The 11426-nt window shown below is 68.8% G+C and carries 11 protein-coding genes and 1 pseudogene; 3 read left to right on the top strand and 9 right to left on the bottom strand.

Annotated features, from left to right (window positions below):
- Positions 1-713: pseudogene (locus HH311_RS25505) on the bottom strand (hypothetical protein); the annotation flags it as partial.
- An 888-nt stretch (positions 714-1601) separates the two neighbouring features.
- Between HH311_RS25505 and HH311_RS25500 the strand changes: the two are divergent.
- Positions 1602-2069, top strand: coding sequence for an SRPBCC family protein (locus HH311_RS25500; protein ID WP_169186511.1), 468 nt, complete (start codon positions 1602-1604; stop codon positions 2067-2069).
- Positions 2070-2125: 56 nt separating this feature from the next.
- Here HH311_RS25500 and HH311_RS25495 read toward each other — a convergent pair whose 3' ends face one another.
- The 5 genes from HH311_RS25495 to HH311_RS25475 form a co-directional block, all read right to left on the bottom strand.
- Positions 2126-2848 (bottom strand): GAF domain-containing protein, encoded by a 723-nt coding sequence (locus HH311_RS25495; protein ID WP_169186510.1) that lies wholly within the window; start codon positions 2846-2848, stop codon positions 2126-2128.
- 681 nt (positions 2849-3529) lie between these two features.
- Positions 3530-3736, bottom strand: a complete 207-nt coding sequence (locus HH311_RS25490) for a hypothetical protein (protein ID WP_169186509.1) — start codon at positions 3734-3736, stop codon at positions 3530-3532.
- 114 nt (positions 3737-3850) lie between these two features.
- Complete coding sequence (locus tag HH311_RS25485; protein WP_169186508.1) at positions 3851-4600, bottom strand: ANTAR domain-containing protein; 750 nt, start codon at positions 4598-4600, stop codon at positions 3851-3853.
- Positions 4601-4902: 302 nt separating this feature from the next.
- Positions 4903-5118, bottom strand: a complete 216-nt coding sequence (locus HH311_RS25480) for a hypothetical protein (RefSeq protein ID WP_169186507.1) — start codon at positions 5116-5118, stop codon at positions 4903-4905.
- A gap of 148 nt (positions 5119-5266) precedes the next feature.
- The gene (locus tag HH311_RS25475; protein WP_169186506.1) at positions 5267-5593 is read right to left on the bottom strand and encodes a hypothetical protein; all 327 of its coding nucleotides are present in this window, start codon (positions 5591-5593) and stop codon (positions 5267-5269) included.
- Positions 5594-6117: 524 nt separating this feature from the next.
- Between HH311_RS25475 and HH311_RS25470 the strand changes: the two genes are divergently transcribed.
- A complete protein-coding gene (locus HH311_RS25470) occupies positions 6118-7467 on the top strand; it encodes a hypothetical protein (RefSeq protein ID WP_169186505.1) in 1350 nt (449 codons plus the stop codon).
- 54 nt (positions 7468-7521) lie between these two features.
- Here HH311_RS25470 and HH311_RS25465 read toward each other — a convergent pair whose 3' ends face one another.
- Positions 7522-8070, bottom strand: coding sequence for a DinB family protein (locus tag HH311_RS25465; protein WP_169186504.1), 549 nt, complete (start codon positions 8068-8070; stop codon positions 7522-7524).
- Positions 8071-8192: 122 nt separating this feature from the next.
- Here HH311_RS25465 and HH311_RS25460 point away from each other — a divergent pair, with 122 nt between their 5' ends.
- The gene (locus HH311_RS25460; protein ID WP_312030400.1) at positions 8193-9134 is read left to right on the top strand and encodes a ZIP family metal transporter; all 942 of its coding nucleotides are present in this window, start codon (positions 8193-8195) and stop codon (positions 9132-9134) included.
- A gap of 217 nt (positions 9135-9351) precedes the next feature.
- Here HH311_RS25460 and HH311_RS25455 read toward each other — a convergent pair whose 3' ends face one another.
- Positions 9352-9993 (bottom strand): HAD family hydrolase, encoded by a 642-nt coding sequence (locus HH311_RS25455; protein WP_169186503.1) that lies wholly within the window; start codon positions 9991-9993, stop codon positions 9352-9354.
- A complete protein-coding gene (locus HH311_RS25450) occupies positions 9994-11415 on the bottom strand; it encodes a hypothetical protein (RefSeq protein ID WP_169186502.1) in 1422 nt (473 codons plus the stop codon).
- Positions 11416-11426 lie beyond the last annotated feature (11 nt).

The following is an 11426-nucleotide window of genomic DNA, read 5'->3' as shown; positions in this document are numbered from 1 at the left end:
AAGCAGCTCTCGTAGACCTCGGCGGGCCGCCTACCGGTCAACATCGAGCCGGCCCAGGAGCCGAACATCACCGCCTTGACCTCCGAACGATCGAAGGCGTGCACCTCGGCGCTGTAGAAGTTGATGGCCCCGACCGCATGCTGCTCGGCCTGCAGGCCGAGGCGGAACGCGCTCCAGGGCAACGAGATGGACAGCGTCGAGCGCACCCCCAGCGCGCCCGCGGCCTCGCAGAAGCGGGGCCAGCACGCCACTTCGGTGGTCAGGTCGTCGGCGCACACCGACGTGAGCAGGTCCATCGCGGTGGCGTCGATGCAGGGACCTTCCTCCAGCCGGTACTGGGCGTCGTCGACCGCGCTCGATTCGCCGGTCGACGCGACCGTGGAGTACGGGCACTCATCCCCGGAGAGCTGATCCACGCTGGTCAGGCTGATCGATCGGCAGCCGCGGTACAGCGCGCTGGCCGCTTCGAGGACCAGCCCGAGGACGTCGGGGTACCGGCGCAAGTCGAGGTGCGAGGCCAGCCCGTGGAGGGCAGGCCAGGCGTTCAGCACCTCACGGCATTGCTGTCGTGCATACCGTTGCGCAGTAGCGGCGTGTCGCTGCTGGGCGCGAGCTCGCTCGATAGCGGCTGTTGCGATGGCGCGCCCGGCCTTCATCGTGGCCTGGGCGCCGGGACCGACCGGACTTGCGGTGCCGGCTGTGCCGGTGGTCATGGCGACCGTCTCCGTCCGCTGGGAGCGGTGATCGGCGCGCAGAGGGGGCGCGCGTCGAAGGCAGAGCCGAAGCGACATGCGCTGCGTTCTGCCTCTCGCCGTGGCCCGGCGATCGAGGACGCACATGAAGGACGATCTGTCGAGGCGCCGGACCCAGTGCTCCGGACGTCTCACCATCGAACCGTTCACGCCGCGATCGGACAGGCTGTCCGAGTCCCGACGACCCTCACTGTCCGCCCACTCGGGCACGGCGGTCAACCGTGGGCTCGGCCCGGCGATCAGCTCGCACGGCCGGACGGATCGGCCTCAGCTCGTGGGGCAGGTCGGGTTCGAACCGACGACCTGACGGATCGTTCTCGGGGCCATCTGAAGCCCACGCTCTAAGCCTCGAACCAGCCTCTGAGCTGCGGGAACCACGCCTGGCCGTGACTGGCCACCTACGGCCCCGACGGCCGGTCCCGCGTCGTTCTGTGCCCGTAAAGTGCCCAAATGATCATGACGGCTCGCGGTCAGGACCAGCCGCGCGCGACCGCGTGGAGGCTGAGGCCGCGGCCCTGACGACGAAGTACGAGCCAAGTCCTGATCGTCTTCATAACCTCGGACGGTGCCGGTTGCTTCGCGCGCTGTCTATCGAACGCGTGTGCGACGCGAGTACCAAAGGGCGACCGCGCGCCGTAGGCCTCTTCCGCGTGAACGGGCCTGGGTTCGATTCCGGGGTATCCCCCGGGGCCGTCGCATGCGGCCTGACCTGCTGTTTCGTGCTGCCGCGTCCAGCGCTGCGGACCCGACTCCCAGGCCTCGCGCTGCCTGCATGCTGCATTGATCTTGCCCTGGGGACTGGGGCACGGCGTCTCGCCACGACGACGACCAGCCTGACATCCTCGGCGCGTGACCCGGGTCGACGTACAAAGCACCATCACGATCCAGCGGCCCCGCGCCGAGGTCGCGGCTTTCGCAAGCGACCCCGACAACGCGACCCGGTGGTGCCAGAACATCAACTCTGTGGAGTGGGAGACATCTCGTCCGGTGCGCCCGGGCTCGCGGATCGCGTTCGTCGCCCACTTCCTCGGTCGGCGGCTCGCTTACTCCTACGAGGTACGCGAGCTGGAGCCTTCGCATCGGTTCGTCATGACCACCGTTCAAGGACCGTTCCCCATGGAGACGACCTACTCCTGGGAGGACACGACCGACGGCGGGACTCGAATGGTCCTGCGCAACCGTGGCGAGCCCTCTGGCTTTTCCAGTCTCGGCGCGCCGTTCATGTCGGCAGCGATGCGCCGGGCCAACGCCAAAGACCTGTCGGCCCTCAAGGACCTCCTCGAGGCGTGTGCGGGAAGCCAAGGCGAGGTGCGCTAACCAGAGCGTCCTCCGCCCGCGCGCGGGTCGAGCGGCGAGCTCAGGGTGAGCGATCGCTAGAAGCAGCCCTCGTAGACCTCGGCAGGCGTCTTGCCGGTCAAGATCGAGCCGACCCAGGCACCGAACATCATCGCCTTGACTTCCGACTGGTCGAACGCGTGCGCCTCGGAGCTGTAGAAGTTGATGCTCCCGATCGCACGCTGGTCGGCCTGCAGACCGACGCGGAAGGCGCTCCAGGGCAGCGCGACAGACAGCGACGAGCGCACCCCCAACGTGCCGGCGGCCTCGGAGAAGCGGGGCCAGCAGCCGTGCGCGTCGGCGGTGGCCAGGTCGTCGGCGTACACCGCTGTGAGCAGGTCCATCTCGGTGGCCTCGATACAGGGACCTTCATTCAGCCGGTGCTGAGCTGCGTCGATGACGCTCGATCCGCCGGTCGCCGCGGCCGTGGTGTACGGGTTCTGATCGCCGGAGAGCTGATCGATGCTGGTCAGGCTGACCGATCGGCAGTCGCCGTAGAGCGCGGCGCCCGCTTGGAGGACGAGCTCGAGCACGTCGTGGTACTGCAGCGCGCCCGCGGTCGAGGCCAGTCCGTGGGCAGCGGCCCACGAGTTCAACATCTGCCCGAGTTGTCGTCGCACGCGCTCGCGAACGGCGGCTGCCTGGCGTCTCTGGGCCCGAGCTCGGTCGGCGGCAAGCGCCGTGAACGCCCGCGAGGCCGGCGCCTCGACGTGCACCCGCGGTGTGGTCGCGCTCGCGCTGCTGGATTCTCTGGTGGTCATGGCGGCCGCTTCCGTCCGCTGGGAGCGATGGTCGGCGCGCGACGGGGGCGCGCGTCCGAGGCAGAGACGAAGCGACATGGGCTGCGTTCTGCCTCTCACCGTGGCCCGGCGATCGAGGACGCGCATGAAGGACGATCTGTCGAGACGCCGGACCCAGTGTTCCGGGCGCCTCACCAACGAATCGTTACATCCACTGCCGAACGGGCTGTCCGGTCAGCGACGCGTCTACGGTCCTCCGACCTCGAACGATCTGTCAACAAGGATCATGGCCCGAAGATCGGCTTCGCAGGGTCGGCGCTGCGGGTGCGCGGGATGGATGGCCACGAGCCTGACGGGTTCTGGTCGGTGTGTGTCCGTCTGCTGCGGCTGCTCGCGGAGGAGACTCCTGAGCTGCGGAAACGCCGCGCGAGCCTCACCGGCTGCCTACGGTCTCGGCGGCTTCGGCTCGACCATTCCGTGGGAGAAAAGTGGGGGAACGATCTTGGGTCAGCTCCAGCCGCGGGCGACGGCGTAGAGGCTCAGGCCGCGCCCCTCACGACGAAGAGCGAGCCACGTCCTGAGCGTCTTCACGGCTCACGACCATGCCTCTCGCACGGACGGGTGTCCAGCGGAAGGGCCGCTGAGCCGGGCACGCGCGACCATGGGGGCTTGAGGTTCACCTCGGGTTCCGCCCTTCCCTCGTCATGCCAGCGAGGGCGGGCCGTCGGCGCCCTGCGGGGCGGTGTCCTCGTCGATGATCTCGTGGGTGCCGTGCGGTGGTGCCTGTCGGTGCCCTCGTGGGTCGTGGAGCTGCGGCGAATCCTTGCCGAGGAGCAGGTGCAGCGTGGCCTCGACCACCGGGGAGAACTGCACCTGTTCGACGCGGTACTGCGACAGCATGGCGTCCACCGCTGCTTCGCAAGCCAAGTCGTACAGCAAATCGGCCCGGTGCTGTGCCGCTCGGGCGCGGGCGAGTATCGCGGAGATGTCGCGGGCTCCGTCGGAATCCATAATGTTGTCCGCTCAGTTGTCGTTGTCGATGTTGTCGGTCGTCTCCCGACTCCTCCGTCGGTGCTCGATCGCTTCCTTCTGCAACCAGCGGGCGCAGTCGACGAGCTTCATGTTGATGTCCTGGGACGAGCGGACCAGCATCTGGAAGGCCTCGTCGTCGTCAACGCCGAAGCGCTCCATCAAGATGCCCTTGGCCTGGCCGATCACGTCCCGGCTGTCGACCGCTCGCACCAGGACACCGGCTTGGGTGCTGCCGTAGAGCAGCAGCGCCGCCTGGACCCCGAACAACCCGGCGGTGATCCGGGCGTCGACGGCGAAGGCGTGGGGCTGGGCGCTGTAGAGATTGAGCGCCGCCCGCGCTCCCGGTCCAGCGTCGAGCCCAACCGAGAGGATCGAGCCGTACCCGGCCTCGACCGCCTGCGGGGCGAAGCGAGGCCACCGGTGCGCGTCGTCGCCGTCGAGGTCGCCGGCCAGGACGATGCCGTCCTCGGGGGCGTCGTCGATAGCACTGATGCACGGGCCCTCGTGAAGCTCGCTCTGCAGCCGGTCGAGCCTGTTCACCGCATCGCTGGTGGGGCTACGGGAGGTGACCGTGCCGCCGTCGGTGAACGAAACACCGCCATCGTCCGCGCCGGGCACGGTCTGCACAGCAGCGTTGACGATCGCGTCCAGCGTCAGCTCGAGGTCACGGATGGTCCGCTGGGCGACCAGGTCCTGGGCCGCTCGACGCAGCGTCGGCAGCAACACATCGGACGTTTCCACGGAGAAGGCTCACCTCCACCGATACCGGGGGGTGACGGCGACAGCGCACGGATACCGCGTGCCAGCAAGGCAGAACCGAAGCGGCATGCGCTGCGCTCTGCCCCCCACCGCATCTCGGTGGAAGAGGACGCACATGAACAACGGGACTGTCGGACGCGACCCCGGAAGAGGGACGCGCCCCGCGTCCTGACGTCGGCCCTGTGGTGGACCGGGCCCCACCGTAACAGCGACCAGCAAGGGCGGGGCGGCTCGCTGCAGGTCAGGACGGTGGCCCTGTCACCAGCGACCGCCCGGCGACCGCACTACGGCGCTGGCGGTGGCGGGTGGACCAGGTGTGCCCGCAGCACCCCCTCGACCTCGGGTTCGATCTCGACCGGCTCGGCCTTGGAGCGCTCCCGGAGCAGGTCCAGCTCGATCCTGATCTCCTCGCTGCGCTCTCGGGCGGCACGGGCTGCCGCGCTGGTCTCCTGCGCCTCTTCGCGCACCAGCCGCGGATCGGGCGGCTCTCCGTCGGACAATGGTGCTCCCCTGGAGTTGCTCGGCTGGTGGTCGGACCAAGAATCGGCAACAGGGGTGAACCGCAGCCCCTGCGGTGCCTGGCCGACTGCTGGCGGGAAACCCTGGAGAGACGTCTCGGCGACCTCTCCTCGGTTCATGGTCCGGCCCTCAGAGCACGTGTCGGTAGAGGCTCACGTCCCGACCGAGCACGCTCCTCTGGGCTTCGAGGACGGCCGCGTAAGTGGTTCGCGCGTCCTCGGCGATGGTGCCGGTCGCGATGCCGATCTGCTCCCAGCTCGCTCCCTCGACCCGCGCTGCGTGGATGGCCTGCCACCGCGAGCCGGTCAGCACGTCGACGAGCTCGGTGCTGGCGCACAGGGCATCCAGAGTGCTCACGGTCAGTTCCTCGTCGGGTGCGTAACCGGTCGCGCGGGTCATGACCTCGCGGGCCGACCAGGTCTGCCAGGTGTCGAGGAGTGCGGCGAGGTTGGTCATGGGGGCCTCCGGTGGTTGGCCGTGTCGGCGGCGGGCGCTGTGGGTGGGGCCGTCCCCGGCTCCACCGCGCCTGCGGCCCGTTCGGCCGTCGGAGGCTCGCCGGCAAGGGAGGAAGCAAACGATCTTCACCGGCCCTCGACGGGTCGGGGGTGTGCTGCTGGTGCGGGCGGTGAAGATGGTTTGCGGCCCTTGCTGGGGAGGGACGGCCGGTCAAACTCGGCCGCCGCCGACACGGCTGCCCGGCGAAGCCGGTTCCGCTTTCCTTGGCGTGGCCGCGCGGCCCTGAGCTGCCCCACGGATCGGGATGGCCGGCTCGACCGTGTGGCCGCTGCTCGAGGTGGGCTCGTCGTCCTGGCGCCGCTCGTCGCGGTGCTGGTCGTCGCTGCCACTGCCGTGCTGGTGCCAGGCCCCCGGGCAGGGCGCGCGCCCCGGGTCGAAGACAGGAGGGGAAGCGTGCCCGGCCCGCAGGGGCCGGGCACGGCCGGCGCGCCAGCGCCGGCCCCGATCCGCGTTGGTGGTGCCCGATGACCGCGCCCGCTCTCGGTAAAGGGGCAACAACTCTTCGATCGGCCACCCAGCCCGGGAAGCACCGCCGCCGCGAACACGCCCAACCAAGGACCGCGGAGCAGGTCGCCGGGGCCCAGGAGCGCCGGGCGAACCGGTGGTCACGCCGCGCCCAGCTACGGCGCATCTCCCGGCTCAAGCGGATCAAGTACTGCGGGCACACCATGAACCCGGAGGCCGGCGTGACGCTCGGGGTGATCGAGAACCGCGACGGCACCCGCTCCGCCGCCTACGGCGGGCTCAAGACCTGCGGGTCAGTGTGGTGCTGCCCGGTGTGCGCGGCGAAGATCGCCACCCGCCGCGCCGACGACCTCGCCACCGTGGTGCGCGCGGTCGACGGCCTCGGCGGGTCAGCCTTCCTGCTGACGTTGACGATGCGCCACGAGCGTGGCGACCGCCTCGGGTTAACGTCCGAGCAGCGGGCCCGCCGCAACCGGCTCGAGGAGCGCCTGGCCGACGTCCAGGTCGCCGAGGCCAATGGCTGGGACGTCGACGAGCGCCAGGCCGAGGCCGACGCCATCGAACTCGACTCTCTCAAGGCCCAGGAAGGCTGCTGGGACGTCCTTTCCTATGCCTGGCAGCGGGTCACCTCCGGGTCCTCCTGGCAGGAGGACTCTGAGCGGTTCGGCGGGCTGCTCGGGTGGGCCCGCGCGGTGGAGGTCACCGACGGCGACAACGGCTGGCACGTCCACCTCCATGTCCTGCTCTGCTTCCGCGAAGAGGTCTCCGCCGACCTCGCTCGCGCCGCTCTCGGCCTGCGACTGTTCGGCCGCTGGCGGCGGGCGCTGGAACGAAAGGGGTTCTCGGCGTCGGAGGAGCACGGGTGGGACCTGCGCCGGGCTCAACTCGGCGACGGGGACCTGGCCGACTACTTCACGAAGATGGCTCACGAGGTGACCGGCGGACATCGCAAGGAAGGCCGCGCCCGCGGTGGCCGCACCCCGATGCAGGTGCTTGCCGACGCCGTCGAGACCTACGAAGAGTCCGCGATGGCGCGCTGGTGGGAGTGGGAGGCGGCTTCCGACGGCCGGCGGCAATTGACCTGGTCCACCGGGCGCCGCGACCTGCGCGCCCTCGCTGGCCTGGGCCGGGAGGCCAGCGACGAGGAGATCGCCGAGGAAGACGAGGACGCCGACGTCCGACTGACCCTCCCGGCCGACGTGTGGCGCCTGCTGGACGCCTCGGGACGTGCGTGTGCCGTGCTGGCCGCCGCGGAGCGCGGCGGGATCGATGCGGCCTCGGCCTGGTTGGGCGCCCACGGCCTGGAATGGGGACACGCGGCTGGGTGCTCACCACCCACCGGGCGATAGGTGAGTAGCGCTGCACCTCGTTGAACCGACTCACGTCCAGACGCCGGGCGCCGATCACGATGTGGGCGATGGCGGATGCCAGCGGCTCCCCTGTTTCAAGGTGAGTTGGCGGCGGTGGAAGTCGTAATGCTGGGTCGGGAAACGGTAGAGGTCTGCGAGGGTCATGTACTGCTGGAAGAACGGGTCCCACCGGGTCGGGTAGTACATGCCGCGGCCGAGGTCGGCGTCGGTCTCGGCGTCGAGCCTGCGGTGGAGTGCGGCGATGACACGGTCGAACAACACGCTCTGAGCGCGGGGCCCGAGCGCGGTGCCACCGGCCCAGGAGCCGAGGTAGTTGGCGACGTCGAAGGGCCGTGTTCCGGTATTGAGCACGGCTGCGAACGCCCGGCTGGTGCGCGGCGGCAGCCGGCCGAACACCCGCACCAGATTTATCAGCGCCCGCATGATCAGGTAGCCGAGCAGCATGTGGAACAGCAGCTGCTGGTTGGTCCAGCGGGTGCCGGTGGAACGCCGTCGCAGCTCGGCCGGCGTCGCGTGGGCGTGCAGGTCATGGAAGCTCGCTCGCGTGCGCTCCATGTCCTGATGGACGGTCTGCCGGTCCACGTGTGCAGTGTGGGCTGGTCGGGTCAGGGGCGCGAGGCTTGAACGATCGCGGAGGACACCGCGGGCGCTGCCTGCAGGGTGGTTCGTCTCTGCGGGGGCCATTGACACTCACCCTTGATTAGGTGAGCCTGCCCATACTCGGGCGGGCCACGCCCATGGTGTTGGGAGCGAAGGGGCGCATGGGCGAGGGACAGACGCTGCTGCTGGGCTTCATCGCGGGGGCGACGATCCTGCTGGGCCTGCCACTCGGGCGGCTCCGCTCGCCGTCTCCAGGCACCCGCGTCGGGCTCAACGCCGTCGCGGTAGGGATCTTGATCTTTCTGCTCTGGGACGTCCTCAGCCACGCGTTCGAACCAGTCGACACTGCCCTCGGCGCCCTGCACGACGGTTCGGGCGGGCTCGGTCCAGTCCTCGGGTACGGGGTGCTGTTCCTCCTGGGACTGGCGGTGGGCTTCGGGTCGCTGATCGCCTACGAACACTGGCTGGGCCGCACCGACACCGGTCCGTCGGGCGACGACGGTCACCCCGCGGCCCGGCCGGCGGGACGCGCGGGCGGCCCCGGGGCAATGGCCGCCACCGACACGCCGACCCGGACCACGACGTGGTCCCCGGCGCGACGGCTCGCCCTGCTGATCGCAGTCGGGATCGGGCTGCACAACTTCGGAGAAGGCCTCGCGATCGGCGGCAGCGCCGCCACCGGCGAGATCGGGCTGGCCGTGCTGCTCGTCATCGGCTTCGCGCTGCACAACGGCACCGAAGGCTTCGGCATCGTTGCCCCACTGGCAGCCGCCGAAGATCGACCCGGGTGGGGGTTCCTCCTGCTCATGGGCCTCATCGGGGGCGGCCCCACCGTGCTGGGCACCATCGTGGGCCACCAGTTCACCAGCGACGCCCTCAGCGTCCTCTTCCTCACCCTCGCCGCCGGGTCGATCCTCTACGTGGTGCTACAACTGATCGGGTTGGCCAGCCGCGGCGGCCACCGCAACGCCCTCTATCTCGGAGTGTTCGCCGGCCTAGCGATCGGATTCGTCACCGACATGATCGTGACCGCGGGCGGCGCCTGACCGACATCAAGCGCTGCACGCCTGCCGACCGTCCGCTTCGTCGGCTGTGAGCAGCGCCTTCTCGTCGCCGCCACCTGCGTCTCTGTGTGGACCACCCACGAGTTCGGCGGGACAGAGACGGTGATTGATGCCGGGAGCAGCGCGGTGCGTGGCGCTCGGCCGTGCGATCGGAAACGTCGTCTACGACCCGACGCGTGACCAGATGCTCGCGCCGGATTTAGTGGCCGAGAAAGTCCGGAATCTCCGAGAGGCCACCCACAACAACGTCCGGGCTCGGGAGGAAATCACCCTCCGCGAGGATGAATCCCCACGGCCCCCGTCGCACCAGGATCGTATATAAGCCAGCGCGCGCCGCCGGCGCTATGTCGTTGTCTCGACGGTCTCCGACATAGGCGATCTCGGACGGGTCGTGCCCAGAAACCGAGATCAGCTTCTCAAAGAACGCATCGTCCGGTTTGCTCACGCCCCAATCGTCCGATGTAGCCAGGACGTCGACGTTCAGATGCAGCTCGCGGAGGAACTGCCCCGCGCGCACGGTCTGATTGCCCGCGACGCCGACGAACAGACCCCGCGCATGGAGTGCATCAAAGCAGGGTCGGACATCCGGGTAGAGATCATTGGCATTCAGGTACTCGCCCAGCCCAGCCTCGAAGCGCCTCTCCCGCTCCACCGCGAGATCGAACCCAGGCTTGAAGTACTGGAATACCTCACGGTAGTCACCACCCCGGGCAAGCACCGCGCCGAAGACCGCGGAAAAAGTGTGACGGGGGACGCCGAGCCAGTCAGCCCACGTGCCGTACTCGCGAGTCTCGTCGATCAGCGCCTCACCGACGTCGAACCACACAGCACGGATGGGCATCTATGCCTCCTGGAGCTGCAGGGCCGCGAGCCGTTCGGAGAAGACCCGCACAGCGGGCGTGGAGCTGCGCGGAGAGACTAGATCATGAAACTCACGGAGACGACCGACTCCCGTCGCGTAGCCGGCGCGCCGAAGCTCGTCCGTGGCATCGCTCGCGATCTGGCAAGCATGTTCCAGATCGCCGGCGTGGAAACGGACTGTCGCCAGATCGGCGAGGAACACCGACCGCTGCTTGATGGCGGACATTGGGAGGTCTAGCGCATCGTCTAGCTCGGCGGCCGCGTCGTCGTACCGGCCTGCTCGCAGGTTGGCGTAACCGGCGAAGCCAGCCAGCCGGTTCTCGTCGAAGTAGTCGAACCAACGTAGATCGCTCTGCAGCGCAGTAGACACGTACGCGGTCTTTGCAGCTTCCACGGCTCGCAACGCCGCCGCGTGATTACCAACTTGGGAGTGAAACTCAGACTCCACTGCGTGTACCCAAGAGCTCAGGGGGCCGTGGGGGTCGCGCTCCGCCTGAGACTTCGCACCGTCGAGGTATTGCAACGCAGCAGACATGCTGTAGTCCGCCGCTGGAATGAACGCCATGTGCCCGAGGGCGGCTGCGGCTTGGTGATGGTCTCCCGCCTCGGAGGCGGCCTCGACCGAAAGTGTGTAGTGGCCTCGCGCTGTCATGGGGTCGTTGAGGTCGAAGAATGAGAGCCGCCCAGCCAACAGCGAGACCCGAGCCCGGTTGGCCAAGAGCTTGGTGCGCGAAACTCCATCACGAGCACTTCGGATCGCGTCAGTGACGGTGTTTAGGTGCGCAAGAACTGGACGTATGAGAACGCCAGGATTGGCGGAATGGTAAAGCGTCTGGTAGCGATCAGCTAGATCGTCGAGATCACGAATGGAGGGAATACGCGGTGAAGGACGGTCGCCTCCGAGGTTGGAGACCGCCGGCGCCACCGGGGCGAGCCCCATGAGTTTCATCAGCGTCCTGCGGCGCATTGCCTCGTTCCTCCACACGTCGACCATCCTCCGTTCGAGGAGCGCGGCCGCCGGGCCCAGCTGCGACAGCAAGACCGAGGTCTCGTGTATCGCGCCGGCCAGGTCGACGTCCGCGCTGTGCTCGTCGGCAACCCTAGCCGAGGAGACCGGGGGCGGTGCCGCGATGGCCAGGCCCAGCGCCCGGGCGTCTGCCTCGAACAGTATGCAGAGTAGGTCGCAGTAGAACGAGCTTACACCTTTCTCTCCGCGTTCCCACTTAGAGACCATGTCTGCGTTCACTGCCGAGGAACGATCCCCGTACTTGTGGAACGCGAGCGACTGAAGCTGTTCCGCTACAAATCGTTGCGTCCAGCGACGTTGGCGTCGAAGGTCCCTGAGCGCCGACTGGCCCTCGATGCTCGACACGTAGCACTCACCACCGTCAGTCTTGGGCACTTCGGATCCAG

Source organism: Actinomycetospora sp. TBRC 11914 (genome assembly GCF_012933465.1).
Lineage (GTDB): Bacteria > Actinomycetota > Actinomycetes > Mycobacteriales > Pseudonocardiaceae > Actinomycetospora.
This window is presented reverse-complemented; position numbering and strand designations above follow the sequence as displayed.